Origin of the sequence: Reyranella sp. (assembly GCF_965279465.1) — a bacterium.
In the GTDB taxonomy this organism is placed as follows: domain Bacteria; phylum Pseudomonadota; class Alphaproteobacteria; order Reyranellales; family Reyranellaceae; genus Reyranella.
In genome coordinates this window covers 7340148-7356510 of the sequence record NZ_OZ257242.1, presented here as the reverse complement: position 1 = coordinate 7356510, position 16363 = coordinate 7340148, and the positions used below count along the sequence as shown (strand labels likewise).

The window sequence follows — 16363 nt, the reverse complement described above, 5'->3', positions numbered from 1 at the left end:
CGTCAGCTGCCAATCTCGCCCAGGATCCGTCGTGTCTTGTTGCGGATCTCGCCGACACATTCGCAGGCGAGCTTCTCCAGGCCTTCGCGGTCGGTGATGGTTATGCGGCCGCGGCGGTAGCGAATCAGTCCGGCAGCCTGCAGCTTCTGCGCGATCAGCGTGACTGTTGGCCGGCGCACCGCCAGCATCTGTGCCAGGAAATCCTGGGTGAGCATAATGACGTCGCCGTCCATCCGGTCTCGCGCCTGGAGGATCCAGCGGCACAGCCGAGCCTCGGCCGCATGCAGGGCATTGCAGGCGGCGATCTGCTGCATCTGGGCGATCGCCAACTCGGTGCTCAGCAGCACGAGGTGTTGCAAGGTGCGGCTCTTGTCGACGGCGGCGCGAAGGTCGCTGGCGGGGATTTTCCAGCCGGATCCCTTGATCTGTGCGATCGTCCGCGCGCTGCTGGGACGGTCGACGATTGCCGACAGCACGCCGACGATCGATTCGTGGCCCAGGGTCGCGCTCTCGAAGATCGAGCCGTCCTGCATCGTGGTGAGAACCGACACCATGCCGGCCTCGATGAACATCACGTCGGACACGCGCCGTCCCGGCTCGCTCAGGATATCACCTCGCGACAGCTCGACGAACTGCAGCGCGGGCCGGAGAAGCGCGAGGTCACACGGCGGTAGCACAGCGAGGAAAACGTTCCGATACGCGACAGTCTCGACGGCCACGAAGGCGGCTTCCTTGTTTTCATCGCTCGACCGCGGTGACTCGCGTGACTGAACGCCCACTCACGAGCGCGAACAGAGGCGGTCGGTTCCCCATCGCAGATTGCCCCGGTTAACGGAGCCGATGGTCTGCGGTTCCAGATATCGCACCGCCGACGGGAACCCCGTTTCGCATCAGCTAGCGGTCGGACAGCCTCAGGCGGTCGGCGGCCGGAACCGCCGGATCGCCACGATACCGATGACCACGAACAGAACGAGGACCGCACCCTGGGCGAGAGCAAAGGGCGGCTCGCTCTGGGTCGGGGCCAGCGCGCGCAATCGGCCGACCTTCTGAAAGGACTGCACGACGGCAACGAAGACATTCAGGTAGAGCGCCATTGCTGCCGTGACGACATAGATCCAGCGCCAGCGACCGATCAGGTTGCCGGCGAAAAGCGCGAACAGCGCGACGGCCAGGATCACCAGCGAGATGACACCGAAGGCGAGGGCCGGCGTGACTCCGTTGAATGGGAATAGGAAGCCTGTCACGCTCGTAGCGATGGTGGTGACCAGGAAGATCGTGTTGGACAGACCCAGGGCGCGGTTGCGCACGAGCTGCCACATCACGATCAGGCCCGACGCGATGCCGACGAGGCTGATGACCACGTGCACCAGGGTGAAAGTCGCGAGCGACATGCCGAGAACCATTTGACGCTCCCGGTCCCTTATTCGTGCCAGAAAGCCGGCATTACCTGCTCGCCGAAGCGGCGCATCGAGGCGATGTTCTGCTCCTGGTTCATGGCGCCGAAGCCGGTCTGGCAAAGCAGATGCTGCACGCCGACATTGCGCAGCTCGGCCACCTGCTCGCGCACGCGCGCGGGCGAGCCGTAAAGCGAGCCGGTCGAGAGCACGTACGGAACGGCGACGCTGTCGTTCACCTTGGGATCGGTCCAGGGGTTGAGCGTCTCGGGACCCGGCGTGAAGTCGGGCGGGTTGAACGCCTCGCGCACATGCATCATGTGATGCCGCGTCTCGGTGAGGAGGGCGCTCAACTCGTCCTCGGCCTGGGCGTCGGACTCGGCGACGTAGACGTTGCGCCACAGCGCGCTCTGCGCAAGCAGCCGGCTGCGTGTCGCCTTGTCGTGGCCGCCGGCGTCCAGGCCCGCCTCGTAGAGCGCCCAGCGCTCCCTGATGCGCTCCACCGGCAGGCGCGCGGTCAGGATCGGCACGCCGAGCCTGCCGCATTCGGTGAAGGAGCCGGGCGAGATGACGCTGCGCCACAGCGGCGGGCCGGGCTGCTGCACCGGCTTGGGCCGCAGCTCCGGGATATGCACCTTGTGGAACTTGCCGTCGAAGGTGAAGGGGGCCTCGTGCCAGATCCGCTGGAGGATCTCGACCGACTCTTCCATGCGCTCGCGGCTGTCGTCGCTGCGCAGCCCGTGGCCGACGAACTCGTACTCGTTGTAGACGGTGCCCTTGCCGATGCCGACATCGATGCGGCCGCCGCTGAGATTGTCGAGCAGGGAGAGTTGCACCGCCAGCCGCACTGGATGATGGAACGGCGTCTGCACCACGGCGAAGCCGATCCGGATCCTGCTGGTCTTCATCGCCAGCGCCGAGGCGAACAGCAGCGAGTCGTTATAGACGCTCTCGCCGGTGAAATAGTGCTCGGTCAGCCAGACGTCGCTGAAGCCGAGCTGCTCGGCGTAGCAGACCTGCTCGATCTGCTGCCCGATGCGCGCCGCGTCCTCCTCTGGCGACGGCGACAGCGCCAAGGTCAGCCAACCGAACTGCATGTCGTTGTTCCCCGCTCACGCTACTCGCGCGCACCTTAGCATCACCTGCCGATAGCTCGCCATGAAAAGGTCGCTTTTGCGTCGCGGCGCACATGGCCTTTCCTAGGTGTTACGCTGGGAGCGCGGTTCTCTAGAGCCGCTCATGGGATGTGGTAAAGCCGAAGAAGGAGCGGCTCTGGAGAGCCACGCTCATAGGCGCTAACTTTGGTCGAAGGACCAGAATAACCCTCATCCTGAGGAGGCCGCGAAGCGGCCGTCTCGAAGGATGGCCCGCACCGGAAATCGTAGAACAAGCCGATTTGCAACATCGGTGGTGTTGCCACCCTTCGAGACGCGTCGCTTCGCGCCGCTCCTCAGGGTGAGGAGCAAGCCAAAGTTAGCGCCTATGAGAGCCACGCTCCCATCTGTTCGAGGCGACCGAAAAATCACACGCTCTGGGATGACAAGTCGGCGGGCCGCCGAGCCGTCATTTCTGAAACTGCTCGAACAGTTGCTTGATCCGCTTGGCCGCTTCCTCGGTCGCCTGCTCCGGGGTCATGTTGCGTTGCGTGATATTGGCCTCCGCCTGCGGCCAGATCTGCTCGGACAACACCACCGAATAAGCAGGATTGTAGCACATCCACCACGGCACCGTCGGCTTGATCAGCCCCATGTCCACCGCGACCGGGCGGTGCGGATCCTTCGAGTCGGTCCAGTACGGATCGTTCTTCACGATCGAGGCCATCACCGGCAAATAGCGCGCGCGGGTTTCCTTCAGATACGCGTTCATGTTCGCGGGCTTGATGAAATCGCGCAGCAGCGCCTTGCCGGCGTCGACGTTCTTCGACCCTTTCGGGATGATGGTGGGAGCAATCGCCAGCAGGCTCGCCACCGGCTTGCCGTCATTGCCGAGGGGGACGCCCCGGGTGGAGATCTCCTTGTAGTAAAGATCGGCCTTGTCCATTTGCGCCGCGGCGATGGAGATGGTGGCGTTCGGCGTCATCACGATCTGCTTGGCGAAAAAGGCGTTGTTGTTGTCGACATCGCCCCAGTTGATTGCCCCTGGCGGCACATAGCCTTTCTTGAATGGCGTCGTCAGGCGCTCCAGCGACGTGGTCGCCGCCTTGCGCACGGCGGGATCGTCGATATTCAGCTTGCCATCCGGCGTGACGATGCCGACGCCGCCATAGCTGATCAGGAATTGGTGGAACAGATTGCCGGCATCCGCTTCCTTTGCGGCCATCGAATAGCCGAGACCGAAGATACGCTTGCCCTTTGAGCGCAGCTTGTCCTGCACGGTCTGGAAAAAATCGTAGAACTTGTCCTGTGTGCCCGGCAGGTCGGCCTCGGCAAAGCCGGCTTCCTGCAGCAACGGAAGCCAGACCGAATTCATCAGTGAGGAGGCTTTGGTCGGCACGCCATAGTACGAATATTTCTTTTGCTTCAGGTTATACATGCGCGCGCTCAGCAGCGCGGTTTCCGTGAACTCGGCCTTCTGCGAGTCCACGACGTCGGAGACATCCTCCAACTGATCGTTCCATGCCGCGCGCGGCACCAGGAAGCGGTCGCCGGTGACGGTATGCACCACATCCGGCACGTCGCCCACCTGCATGCCGGCAATCAGCTTGGTGATCACATCCGGCCCGTTCATGATGGTCAGATTGACTTTGGTGTTGTTGCGCTTTTCCCAGTCCGCCATCCAAGCGATCACGGCATCGTTTTCGGCCTTGTAGAAACCCTGGGTCCACCAGACCGTGAGTTCCCCGGCCGCCTTCGCGCCCCGCGGCTTCAGGCCGGTGCCCGTCGCGACCGCGGCGCTCAGCCCGCCCAAAGCCAGCCGTCGTGAAATGCGCTTCATCCTGCTTCCTCCCAAGACGCCGTTGGAGCCACGCTTGACGCAGACGCAGACGCTTAACCCTTCACCCCGCCCATGGTCAGGCCGCCGCTCATCTTGCGGCGGAAGCCGTAGTAGATGATCAAGGGCGGAATGGCGTAGATGATCGCCGCCGCCATCAGGTAGTTCCAGGGTGCTTCGTCCCCCACCAGGAATTTTCCGAGTGCCACCGGCACGGTGACGACCTTGCCGCCCGAGAGCAGCAGGAACGCATACAGATATTCGTTCCAGGACAGCAGCAGCGCGTAGGTGCCGATCGCCACCAGGGCAGGGGCCATCAGCGGCAGATAGATCCGGAAGAAGATTTGCGGCGGCGAGGCGCCGTCGATGCGCGCCGCTTCATCCAGCTCGAACGGAATCGAGGCGCTGTATTGCTGGAAGATAAAAATCGCATAAGGCGTGGCGAAGGTCACTTCGACCGCGATCACCGCAAGCGGATTATTGGTCAGGCCGTACTTGCCCATGATGCCGTAGAATGGGATGGCCAGGAAAGATGCCGGGATAACGTAGGTCAGCAGCGCCGCATTGGTCAGCATCCAGCCGCTGCGGATGCGCATCCGGCTGATGGTGAAGCTGGTCAGGGACCCGATGGCCAGGGTCAGGAACGCGACGACGATTCCGATATAAAAACTGTTGCCCATCTGATTCCAGAATGTCTCCAGCAGCCAGAAGGACTGGTGAAATACGACGCTGAAGGCATGCGTGCTGGGCGCGATCGGGTAGACGGAAGTGCTGAGCACTTCCTCCTTGTCCTGCATCGACACGCGGATGATGTTGTAGATCGGCAGTAGCGTCCAGACCAGCAGCACCACCGACAGCAGGGCCGCGCCGATGTTGCCGATCATGCGGTCTCGACGGTGCGCGGTCATATCGTGACCTCGTTGCGCCGCAGCTGGCGCATCAGCAGGATCACCAGCGGGATCAGCAAGGGCAGCGCCGTCAGCACGGTCGCCATTCCCAGCTTCGGATCGCCCAGTTCGAAGGCGTTGCGGATGCCGAGGGTCGCGAGCACATGCGTCGACAGCGCCGGCCCGCCGCCGGAGATGAAGCGCACGGCGTTGAAATCGCCCAGCGCCCAGATGGTGGAGAGCATGGTGCAGACCAGGTACATCCCCGCCATCAGCGGCAGGGTCACGTGCATGAATTTCTGGACCGAGCCCGCCCCATCGACGTCCGCGGCCTCATACAGCTCGCGCGAAACGGCCATGCGCCCGGCGAGGAAGATCAGGGTCCAGAAGGGCAGCCATTTCCAGATATGGCCATAAATGACCGAAGCGAGCGCGAGGCCCGGACTGTCGAGCCAGGGCGGTCCATCGACCTGCGCCACCAGCCAGACGATATTGTTGATCAGCCCCCACTGCCCGTTCAGCATCCAGTTGATGGACAGATAGCTGGGCAGCGCCGGTATCGCCCAGGGCAGCATGAAGATGAGCAGCAGCAGCTTCGTCCACCAGCCCTTGCGCATGAAGAAGCCCGACAGCAGGAGCGCCAGCAGCAATTTCAGGTTCACACCGAACAGCAGATAGAGCAGCGTGTTCACCACCGTGCGTGGATAAACCGGATCGCTGAACAGTGCGCGATAGCTGGCCGGATCGCTGCCCAGCCACAGCCCGTAGCCGATCGGGTAGATCACGAAGGCCACGAATACTGCGACATAGGGGGTGACGAAGGCCAATGCCCAGAGTTTGTCGGGGCCAAAGGTGCCGCGTCGCCGCGCCAGAGGCGTGGCGTTCGTGGCCGCGGCGGGGCCGTCGATCGTGGTCGTGACCGCCATCGTTCGCTCCTTCCCCTGGCCCCGCGTTCTGGTGCGCGGTGGCATTCCTGTCTTTCGGCGAAGGCGGCCCCGTTCGTCGTGGTCTGCCTCGGCCCGCTTAGTCTGGGTGCAAGTGTGGCGATTTGTCCAGCGCGACACAACCGCTCTTGCATCGGGCCGGCATTGTCATGTCGCCGATCGAAAACGCCAAGAGCCTGCGGCCGGCAGAGCGGTAATAGGTTGCAGCTGCCGTCCGCCATGCACCCATCACGAGGTGTGCCGGCTCCCTCAGGAACCGGCGGCACTTCATCCTGCTTCTGTGAGGGCGATGCCCTACTTGGCCACGAGCGGGCAGTCGCCTTCGTTCAGCGGCCGCAAGGCTTCGCTGCCCGGCACCGTGGCGATCATCTTCACCAGGTCCCATCCGCCCTTCGACTCCTCGGGCGTCTTGGCCTGCATCAGGTACATGTCGCGGATGACGCGGCCGTCGGGCCGGACGGTGCCGTTCTTCGTCATGAAGTCGTTGATCGGTATCTTGCGCATCTCGGCCAGCACGGCCTTGGCTTCGTCGGTGCCGGCGGCCTGCACGGCCTTCAGGTAGTGCAGCACGGCGCCGTAGGTGCCGGCCTGGATGAAGGAGGGCGGCCGGCCGATCTCCTTGGTGAAGCGGTCGGTATAGGCGCGCGCCTCGGGAGTCATGTCGTAATAGAATGGGCTCGAGATCAGAAGGCCCTGCGCGATCTTGAGCCCGATGCCGTGGATGTCGGGGAACTGGGCGAGCGGCACGCTTATGCGCACGCCCTTCTTCATCAGTCCGAACTCCGAGGCCTGCTTGACGGCATTGATGATGTCGCCGCCGCCATTGGCCACCATCAGATTCTTGGCCTTCGACGAATCGGCCTGCAGCACATAGGAGGAGAAGTCGGCGGTGTTGAGCGGATGGCGCACCGAGCCGAGCACCTTGCCGCCCGCAGCCTTGATGAACTGCGTAGCGTCCTGCTCGACGGCGAGCCCGAAGGCGTAATCCACGGTGATGAAGAACCAGCTGTCGCCGCCCTGCTTGGCGAGGGCGTTCACGATGGTCTTGGTCTGGCCATAGGTGTCGTAGATGAAGTGAACGCTGTTGGGGCCGCAGGCCTTGCCGGTTAGCGCCGAGGTCGCCGCCGCGGTCGGCATGAGGATGCGGTTCTTCTCCTCGGCCACCTTGACCAGCGCGAGCGCGATCGCCGAGTTGGGAATACCGAGAATCATATCGACGTTCTCGTCGTCCCACCAGCGCTTGGCGATGCTGACGCCGACATCGACCTTGCTCTGGAAGTCGGCACTCACCAGCTCGATCGGCTTGCCGAGCACCGAGCCGCCGAAATCGGCGATCGCGAACTTGGCCGCGGCGACATCACCCGGCCCGGTGTTCTCAGCGTAGGGACCGGACATGTCGTCCAGCACCCCGATCTTCACGGCCTTGTTCTGGGCCAGCGCGGTGGCGCCGAGCAGACAGCAGGACAGTAACGCCGCAGCAGCGGCCCGCAGGTATGGCATCGTTTTCTCCCTGAGATTTCTTTTTGGTAAGCGTGGCTCGGTCGTCGCCAACCCGTACGCGGCGCGCCGAACCTTACTGTACGGAGGGTGGCGCGAGGGCCATGCCATGGTCAATAGAGGAACGCGGCGGGTTCCGACGCGACCGCCACCGCCGTTGCCCGACCCTTCAGTCGCCGTTGCGCGGCAGGACGACGGAGATGGCGAGCCCGCCGCCTGCCCGGTTGGTCGCGCTCACCTCGCCGCCAAGCGCCTCGACGTTGCGCCGCACGATCCACAGGCCCAGTCCCGAATGGCGCGGCTGGGCGCTGTCTTGCTGGCTGGGTCGCGCGGAGAAATAGCGTTCGAAAATGTAATCGATCCTCTCGGAGGCGATGCCCGGACCTTCATCCTCGACCCTGAGTTCGACGGTGTTGCGTCCCTTGCTGAGGGTGACGCCGATCGTGCCGGCGCGCGGCGAGAAGCTGATGGCATTCTCCAGGATATTCTGAAGCACTATCTCCAGCATGCCCTTGCCGGCGCGCACGATCGCCCCATCTTCGAGGTGGCGGACGAGATTGATGTCGCGGCTCGCCAGGATCTCGCGGAAATTGAGTGTCGCCTCGCCCACCAGGTGGGTCAGGTTGATCGGCACGCGCGGTGCCTCGATCAGGTCCGCGGTGCTGCTGTCGAAGCGCTGTGCCGCGTTGACCAGCCCGAGCAGGCGGGCGAGCGAGGAATCGATGATCTCGATCGCCCGCCGTGCCCGCTGCTCCTCGGCCGGCACCGCCTTGCGCACCGGTGACAGCGACGACTGGATGGCGGCGAGCGGTGTCTTGAAGGCATGCGCATTGTCCTCGGCCGACTGCCGGATCTGCTGCGACAGGTGCTTGAGATCGAGTACCAGCTTGTCGAAGTCGCGCGCCACGCTCGATAGCTCGGGCACGATATTGCGGTGGGAGAAGGCGTAGTCGCCGATGCGGCCCTGGCCGATCTCGCCGGCGACCTCGCGGAAACGCCGCAGGCTGAGGTAGATGCTGACCGCGGCCAGCATGGCGAGGATCGCGAGCACGAGGTAGATGCCGGCCGCCACCCGCACGGCGCGCGTCTCCCAGTAGGGACGGCCGATCGAGGTATTGAGGAATTCCGACGTGGTGTGCGTCGAGGTTAGCACCCAGCAGCCCTTCGCCGTCTTGATCGGGATGATCGAGGTCAGGAGCTCGACGGTGCCGTTGGGTTGGCGATAGCGGATCTCGTCGGAGGCCTCCCACATGCAGGCTTCGCCCAGCCGCTTGAGGATGCCGCGATGAGCGAGCTCGTCGAGCTCGGGCACGACCTCGTCGGCGCGGATCGCCGGGGCGGAGGCGACGAAATAAAAACCCGCGCCGGATTGCGGATTGCCGGCCGGCGCGGCCGGCTGGACCATCAGCTTGAGCACGGTGCCGTCGCTGGAGAACTTCGCGAGCTCCGCATTCAGGCTGCCGCCGGCGCCGGGCTCGGCGTTGCGCAGTATCGGCGTCAGGGCGTGACCGATCAGCTTGCTACGGTCCTGGACGGCGCGGGTCACCAGATCGCGCATCTGGCGATCGGCGCTCTCGAACTGGCTGTACAGGACGATGGGCAATGCGATGAAGATCGCGATCAGTCCGACCAGCTTGAGGGTGAGCGACGCGCCGAAGCGGCGCGCCGTCTCGCGCCAGCTACGCTGTGCCGTCCTTGGGCTTTCCCCAGCGGTAACCGAATGACGGGTAGTTCTCGATCTCGGCAAATTCGGGATCGACGAGCCGGAACTTGTTTCGAACGCGCTTGATGGATGAACGGACATTGGTTCGGTAGCCATTCTCCCCACTCCCGGCGATGAAGCCGACGTGATGCATGCAGTCGTAGACCGCACGATACGTCACGTGATTGCCGACATTCGAAGCGAGAAGTCGCACGATATTGAATTCGGTCAGGGTCAGGTTGATGTCCGCCTCGTCCCAGTAAGCGCGGCTGACCCGGGGCTTCAGCATCAGCCGGCCGCAGTGCAGGACCTCCTCCACCTCGAGCGCCTGCGGCCGCTTGGAGGATTCGACGATCACCCTGATCCGCTTGGCGAGGATCGGCACGCCGCGCGCCTTGTCGACAAAGTCGAGGGCGCCGCGATCGAAGGCCAGATGCTCATGATTGGGCGACGTGCGGCCAGTCAGGAACACGACAGGCAGCTGGATGCCCTCACGGCGCAGGCGCGGCAGGAGGTCGATGCCCGAGAGCGCCGGCAGGCCCCAATCGAGCACGATGATGTCGGCATTGGTGCCGTCGGCAACGGATGCCAGCATGCTGGCGCCATCGGCAAAGCATTGGACGGCAAAGCCCAGGTCGGCCAACTCTCCCGACACGGCTTCGCGGAAATCATCGTCATCATCGACAAGAATCAGCCGGATGCGCTCGTCGGTGCTGTCAGCCGCCACGGGACTGAGCACGGGAGCTGAACTGGGCCACACAGCCGCGCCTTCCTTCGTCGGTGTTGTCATCGCTCTTCACCTCGTACGCAAGGGTTCCGAATTGCCGCGTCTGTACGTCCGGATAGAGCTGGACGTCGGCGCTGCACTGTCCGTCTCGATAGTGCCAGGTTTTGCCCGGCGCGCGCTCCTCCACGCTGGTTGGTGGGCCGAGCAGGGCGCGGACCTCGCCCTCGCTCTTGCCGATGAGACTTAAGGGCGCCGGCATTATAGCCTCCTGGGGCGGTTCGGTCTTCGGCGGCTCCGCCTTGGGATCCGACACAGCCACAGTCGCCGGCGGCGGCTTGGCGGGCGCGCTGGCGACCCGCGCCGCAGGCGCGGGCTTGGGGGCGGTGAAGGGATCCGAATGCACCAGCCTGGCGAGGTCGCGCTGCGCATTGTGGGCAACATCGCATCCGGAGAGCATCAACAGGCTCATTCCCAAGGTCTGTCGATACAGACTCTTTTGCAGCATACGTCCTTCCCCGGAGAGGCGCGCCAACAGAGTAAACGACATACCCGGCGTTGGGTTGCGTTCCGAGCGGCCAGCGCCCTTTCCCGACCGTTGGATGCGATGAAGAGCTGCGACATTCGCGTGTTCGCCGTGTCGCAGCAAGCGCGTCTTCCACACTGGTCGGTGGATCACAGAAATGCCACGGTCCGCAACATACTGAAGACAATGTGAATATTCGCCCTGTGTGATGGTTACCGTGGCGATCCTACTCTCCTGGGCTACCTAAAGCGCGGTAACCGGCGTGAGGCCAATCCGCGCGCTAAGGGCAAAGACGACGGCCGATCTGACGCCGCTCCTCGATCGATCGCCGCCATGGCGGCCCGCGACGCCATCGATCTCGCTCTGCCTCGAAAAGGTGGATTCGACAATCGGAAAGTCAGCGGCAAATTCGGCAAGCAGCGCGCAACGCGATGCCCGGCCATGGAGTTGGCGCCCGGGCCGAAATAAAGCGCCAGGTACCCATGTTCAGGGCCGGCGCAGCAGGTCCACTTCCGGCACACCGGCCTCGTAGTCGGAGAGCATCTGGTCGGCGTCGTACAGCACGCCGATCGGATTGCTCATGAATGCCTCGGTGTGGAAGTAGGAGGCGGATCCAGCCTTGTCGAACACGTCAACCTGCAGCTCGACCTGGTTGCCGTCGGGGTCCTTGTAGTACATCGATACGGTCGGGCCGTGATTGATCGTGCGCACCGGCACGATGCCTTCGCCTTTCAGCCTGCGGTAGGTCGACAGCAACTGGCCGAGGTTGGCGAACGAATAGGCGACGTGGGCGAGACCCCAGCTGTCGTCCGGTGCCTTCTTCAGGTTCGGGATCTGAACAAAAGCGACCCTGTGGTGCTCGTCGTCGTAGGTGATGAACGAGATGTACTCGTTTGTGAACACCAGCCGCGCATTCAGCACGGTCTGGTACCACTTCTGCAGCGGCTCGCGATTGGCGGTGCGCAGCACGAAGTGGGCGAACAGGGACGGCGAGACGGGTATGCTGTCGAGCGGACGGCGGATCTTGTCGGCGTGAGAGTCCATGGATGCCTCCCGGACGTTAGAGCAGGTGCGCGGGCCTCCCGGGGTGTTTCGGCAGGAAGGCCGTCAACAGGCCCAAGCATAGCAGGAACGGCGTCACCTGGTAGACCGTCTCGATGCTGGTCCAGTCGGCAAGCTTGCCGAGGGCGGCGGCGCCGAGGCCGCCCAGCCCGAAGGAGAAGCCGAAGAACATGCCGGCCACCAGCCCGACCCGGCCGGGCAGCAGTTCCTGTGCATAGACCAGGATTGCCGGGAAGGCCGAGGCCATGATCATCGCCACGGTGACGGCCAGCACGCCGGTCCAGAACAGGTTGGCGTGCGGCAGGATCAGCGCGAAGGGGAGCGCGCCCAGGATCGAGAACCACATCACCGGGATGCGGCCGACCCGGTCGCCGACCCAGCCGCCCAGCAGCGTGCCGAGCACGACGCCGATCAGGAAGGCGACGAGGAAGAACTGCGCCGTCTGCACCGACAGGCCGAACTTCTCGATCAGGTAGAAGGTGTAATACGAGCCCAAGCTGGCCTGATAGACGTTCTTGGAGAACAGCAGCGTCACCAGGATGATGATCGCGAACAGCACGCGGCCGCGGGTCAGCGCCGGTGCGCTGGCGGCGGCTCTCGCGGCCTTGCGCGCGACCGGTTTGGACGCAGCGCGCGCTCGATACCAGTGGCCGACCTGGAACAGGATGGTCATGGCCACGATCGCGGCAGCGCAGAAGTACAGCAGGCTGGCCTGTCCGTGCGGCACGACGATGAAAGCCGCCAGCAGCGGGCCCGACGCTCCACCGAGGTTGCCGCCGACCTGGAACAACGATTGGGCGAGACCGTAACGGCCGCCCGCTGCCATGCGCGCCACGCGCGAGGCTTCCGGATGAAAGACCGAGGAGCCCATGCCGATCAGCGCGGCCGAGACCAGGATGACTGGATAGGTGGTCGCCTGAGACATCATTGCCAGCCCGACCAGCGTGAAGCCCATCCCGACCATCAGCGAATAGGGCTGGGGATTCTTGTCGGTGTACATGCCGACGACCGGCTGCAGCATCGACGCGGTGAACTGGAAGGCGAGCGTGATCAGGCCGATCTGGCCGAACGACAGCGCGTAGTTGTCCTTGAGGATCGGATAGAGCGCCGGCACCAGCGACTGCATCATGTCGTTCAGCAGATGGCAGAAGCTGAGCGACAGGATGATCGCGAAGGTCGTGCTGTTGGCGGAAGCCGAAGCGGACGCGGGCGTGACTGTGGCGGTTGCCGGAGCGGCGCCGGCCGCCATCGTATTATCGGTCATGTTATTTATCATAGAGTCTGGCGCGCTATTCCACCATCGCTCGTGCGCAAACCAGCCCTGCATCCCTCCGACCGGAAATGATTGCGCAACGCTTCACACGATGTGGCGTTGCTTTGCGATCCGATGGCTACCCGCAGCACCCTGACCGACGTTCCGGCCCGGCTCGACCGATTGCCCTGGAGCAGCTTCCATCGGCTGGTCGTGGCGGCGCTCGGCATCACCTGGATCCTCGATGGGCTCGAGGTCACCCTGGCAGGCTCCGTCGCAGCAGCACTGCAAACCAGCCCGCGGTTGCATCTGACGGCCGAGCAGGTTGGCCTCACCGGTAGCGCCTACCTCATAGGCGCGGTGCTGGGTTCGCTCTATTTCGGCCATCTGACCGACAAGCTCGGCCGCAAGAAACTGTTCAACGTGACGCTCGGCGTCTATCTCGCGGCGACGGCGGCGACCGCCTTCTCGTGGAACTTCGAGAGCTTCCTGTTCTTCCGCTTCCTCACCGGTGCGGGCATCGGCGGCGAATATTCGGCGATCAACTCGGCGATCCAGGAGTTGATCCCGGCTCGCCTGCGCGGCCGCATCGACCTCGCCATAAACGGCAGCTTCTGGCTGGGCGCCGCGGCAGGCGCGCTGGTCTCGGTGCCGCTGCTCGACCCCGAGTTGGTCGGGCCGGACCTCGGTTGGCGCATCGCCTTCGCCAGCGGCGCCGTGCTCGGCCTGGTCATCCTGTTCCTGCGTCGCTACCTGCCGGAGAGCCCGCGCTGGCTGATGATCCACGGCAGGGAAGGCGAGGCGCGCAAGGTGATGGACGAGATCGAGGCCCGCGTGATGGCGAGCGGCCATCCCGCGCTGCCGCCGTTCACGCCGACCCTGTCGCTCGGCGACCCGCACAAGCTCACCCTGGCCTCCGTCGCGCGCACCCTGCTGAAGCACTATCCCGGCCGCACGGCGCTCGGCGTGGTGCTGATGGCCTCGCAGGCCTTCGTCTACAACGCGATCTTCTTCACCTATGCGCTGGTGTTGACCAAGTTCTACGGCATCGCCGCCGACCGGGTCGGCCTCTACATCCTGCCTTTCGCGATCGGCAACTTCCTGGGGCCGGTGCTGCTCGGCCCCTTGTTCGACACGTTCGGACGCAAGCCGATGATCGCCGCGACCTACGCCCTCGCCGGGATACTCCTCGCTGTCACCGGGCAGCTGTTCGAGATGGGCGTGCTCAGCGCCACGACCCAGACAGCGATGTGGAGCGTGGTGTTCTTCTTCGCCTCGGCGGCGGCCAGTGCAGCCTACCTCACGGTGGGCGAATGCTTTCCGCTCGAGGTGCGTGCCCTCACCATCGCGCTGTTCTACGCCTTCGGCACGTTGATCGGCGGTGTCGGCGGACCGTGGCTGTTCGGCGTGCTCATCGAAGGCGGCAACCGGAGCAACATCGTCTACGGCTACTTCCTCGGTGCGGCGCTCATGATCGTCGCCGCCGTGGTCGAGCTCTTCCTCGGCGTGAAGGCCGAACGCAAATCGCTCGAGGACGTGGCGCCGCCGCTCTCGTCCCTGCGTTAGCCGTCGTGCAACAAAACGGGCCTAGGCTCACGGGCATGACCTTCCGCATTGCCCAGATCTCGGACACCCATCTCAGCGAAGCCAAGCCCTTCTTCGTCGACAACTTCGTACGCGTCGGCGAAACGTTGCGCGCGAGCAGGCCGGACCTGGTGCTGAACACCGGCGACATCACGCTCGACGGCGCCTCGCGAGAGGGTGATCTCGCGGCGGCACGCGGGCTGCACGACGCGTTTGGCCTGCCGGTGCGCTTTCTGCCGGGTAACCACGATCTCGGCGACTCGCAAGATGCGCCGGGTCATCACGAGGCACCGATCGATGCCGCGCGCCATGCGCGGTACCTCGCGCATTTCGGCCCCGACTGGTGGTCGTTCGACGCACCGGGCTGGCGCGTGCTCGGCCTCGACGCTCAGCTTCTCGGCAGCGACCTCGCGGCGGCGGTCGCGCAGGAAGCTGCCATCGCCGACGCCGTGGCCGATCTCGGCGCGCGTCGTCTCGCGCTGTTCCTGCACAAGCCGCCGTTCGACCGCTCGCCCGACGAGAGCGAGATCGCCGGCCGCTTCGTCAATCCCGCGCCGCGCCGCCGCCTGCTCGACTGCCTTGGCACGACGACGCCAGCCCTCGTCGTCTGCGGTCACGTCCATCAGTATCGTGCCACCGAACGCGCCGGCACAAGCCACGTCTGGGGCACCTCGACGGCCTTCGTGATCCCCGATCGCATCCAGCCGCGTTACGGAATCAAGGAAGTCGGCTATGTCGAGCACGATCTCCGACCCGACGGTACGCACGACAGCCGGTTGGTGCGCGTGCCCGGCGTGGCGACGTTGAACATCGCCGATTTTCCGGAGGCTTACGGCCCGGTCTGAGTAGAGATGTGCTTTAGCAGCAAATGAGCATTCCTCCCCCGCTTGCGGGGGAGGTGGCGCCGTCTTACGGCGGCGGAGGGGGCGTGATGCATCGTCCTTGCCGCCTTCCCTCTCCGTCAGCGTAAGACGCTGACACCTCCCCCGCAGAGCGGGGGAGGGGAAGCTCATGAGAGAAGGCGCCTGGGAGAGAGATTTATGCTCGCTGCAACTCAGGCCGGAACCGGCCGGGCGCGCTGGTTGTAGAGCATCTTGCGGATGCGGGCTTGCTCCTCGGGCGGAAGCTTGGTGTTGTCGACGGAAAGTTCGGCGCCGACCGCCATGCCCTTCTGGACGGCGGGACGCGCGCCCATCTCCTCGAACCAGCGCTTGAAGTGCTTGAACTCCTCGATGTCCTGGCCCTGGAACTTCCAGTTGACGGTCCACGGGTAGCAGATCATGTCGGCGATCGTGTACTGGCCGCCGGCCAGATACTGGTGCTTGTGGAGCCGGTTGTTGAGCACGCCGTAGAGGCGGTTCACCTCGTCGGTGAAGCGGGTGATGGCGTAGGTCTGGTCGCCATATTCCTTCTGGTCGACGCGGCGGAAATGGCCGCACTCGCCGCTCTTCGGTCCCTGGTTGGCCATCTGCCAGATCAGCCACTCATTGACCTCGGCCTTGCCGCGAAGATCCTGCGGATAGAACTTGCCGGCCTTCTCCGCGAGATACAGCATGATCGCGCCCGACTCGAACACGGCGAGCGGCTTGCCGCCGTCCGCCGGTGCGTTGTCGACCATCACCGGCATGCGGTGATTGGGATTCATCTCCAGGAACTCGGGCGTGAACTGGTCGCCGCGGCCGATATTCACCGGCACGATCCTGTACGGCATGCCGAGCTCTTCGAGCAGGATGGTGACCTTCTTGCCGTTGGGCGTCGGCCAGTAATGCAGATCGATCATTGGTTTCCTCTTGGAGTTTGAGCGAGCTTAACGGCCCGGCAACAGGGGACAATAGGGACGACAACTACCTGCAACAAATC

Annotated in this window: 15 protein-coding genes; 2 read left to right on the top strand and 13 right to left on the bottom strand. The window is 64.4% G+C overall.

From position 1 onward, the window contains the following. Positions 1-2: 2 nt before the first annotated feature. The 12 genes from ACQY8M_RS35845 to ACQY8M_RS35790 all read right to left on the bottom strand — a co-directional run bounded on the left by ACQY8M_RS35845 (position 3) and on the right by ACQY8M_RS35790 (position 12931). A complete protein-coding gene (locus ACQY8M_RS35845; RefSeq protein ID WP_428666829.1) occupies positions 3-719 on the bottom strand; it encodes a Crp/Fnr family transcriptional regulator in 717 nt (238 codons plus the stop codon). 192 nt (positions 720-911) lie between these two features. Beyond that, positions 912-1403 carry a hypothetical protein gene (locus ACQY8M_RS35840; protein ID WP_428666826.1) on the bottom strand — a complete coding sequence of 164 codons (492 nt, stop codon included), beginning with the start codon at positions 1401-1403 and terminating at the stop codon, positions 912-914. A 17-nt stretch (positions 1404-1420) separates the two neighbouring features. Next, complete coding sequence (locus tag ACQY8M_RS35835) at positions 1421-2491, bottom strand: LLM class flavin-dependent oxidoreductase (RefSeq protein ID WP_428666823.1); 1071 nt, start codon at positions 2489-2491, stop codon at positions 1421-1423. A 466-nt stretch (positions 2492-2957) separates the two neighbouring features. Next, positions 2958-4328: an ABC transporter substrate-binding protein gene (locus ACQY8M_RS35830; RefSeq protein WP_428666820.1), complete on the bottom strand. Its 1371-nt coding sequence runs from the start codon at positions 4326-4328 to the stop codon at positions 2958-2960. 53 nt (positions 4329-4381) lie between these two features. After that, positions 4382-5209 (bottom strand): carbohydrate ABC transporter permease, encoded by an 828-nt coding sequence (locus ACQY8M_RS35825; RefSeq protein ID WP_428666817.1) that lies wholly within the window; start codon positions 5207-5209, stop codon positions 4382-4384. A gap of 20 nt (positions 5210-5229) precedes the next feature. Then, a complete protein-coding gene (locus ACQY8M_RS35820) occupies positions 5230-6138 on the bottom strand; it encodes a carbohydrate ABC transporter permease (RefSeq protein ID WP_428666814.1) in 909 nt (302 codons plus the stop codon). 312 nt (positions 6139-6450) lie between these two features. Continuing rightward, positions 6451-7656, bottom strand: a complete 1206-nt coding sequence (locus tag ACQY8M_RS35815; protein WP_428666812.1) for an ABC transporter substrate-binding protein — start codon at positions 7654-7656, stop codon at positions 6451-6453. A gap of 166 nt (positions 7657-7822) precedes the next feature. Next, positions 7823-9256, bottom strand: a complete 1434-nt coding sequence (locus ACQY8M_RS35810) for a sensor histidine kinase (RefSeq protein ID WP_428666810.1) — start codon at positions 9254-9256, stop codon at positions 7823-7825. A 76-nt stretch (positions 9257-9332) separates the two neighbouring features. Next, positions 9333-10082 (bottom strand): response regulator transcription factor, encoded by a 750-nt coding sequence (locus ACQY8M_RS35805; protein ID WP_428666807.1) that lies wholly within the window; start codon positions 10080-10082, stop codon positions 9333-9335. Next, the gene (locus ACQY8M_RS35800) at positions 10072-10587 is read right to left on the bottom strand and encodes a hypothetical protein (RefSeq protein ID WP_428666804.1); all 516 of its coding nucleotides are present in this window, start codon (positions 10585-10587) and stop codon (positions 10072-10074) included. The genes ACQY8M_RS35805 and ACQY8M_RS35800 overlap by 11 nt, the downstream gene beginning before the upstream one ends. A gap of 504 nt (positions 10588-11091) precedes the next feature. Beyond that, positions 11092-11649 carry a VOC family protein gene (locus ACQY8M_RS35795; protein WP_428666801.1) on the bottom strand — a complete coding sequence of 186 codons (558 nt, stop codon included), beginning with the start codon at positions 11647-11649 and terminating at the stop codon, positions 11092-11094. 16 nt (positions 11650-11665) lie between these two features. After that, a complete protein-coding gene (locus tag ACQY8M_RS35790) occupies positions 11666-12931 on the bottom strand; it encodes an MFS transporter (protein WP_428666798.1) in 1266 nt (421 codons plus the stop codon). Between the two features lie 123 nt (positions 12932-13054). Here ACQY8M_RS35790 and ACQY8M_RS35785 point away from each other — a divergent pair, with 123 nt between their 5' ends. Both ACQY8M_RS35785 and ACQY8M_RS35780 read left to right on the top strand, forming a co-directional pair. Beyond that, positions 13055-14485, top strand: coding sequence for an MFS transporter (locus ACQY8M_RS35785; protein WP_428666795.1), 1431 nt, complete (start codon positions 13055-13057; stop codon positions 14483-14485). Positions 14486-14520: 35 nt separating this feature from the next. Then, complete coding sequence (locus ACQY8M_RS35780) at positions 14521-15348, top strand: metallophosphoesterase family protein (RefSeq protein ID WP_428666792.1); 828 nt, start codon at positions 14521-14523, stop codon at positions 15346-15348. Positions 15349-15557: 209 nt separating this feature from the next. Here ACQY8M_RS35780 and ACQY8M_RS35775 read toward each other — a convergent pair whose 3' ends face one another. Beyond that, the gene (locus ACQY8M_RS35775) at positions 15558-16283 is read right to left on the bottom strand and encodes a glutathione S-transferase N-terminal domain-containing protein (RefSeq protein ID WP_428666790.1); all 726 of its coding nucleotides are present in this window, start codon (positions 16281-16283) and stop codon (positions 15558-15560) included. Between the last annotated feature and the right edge of the window lie 80 nt (positions 16284-16363).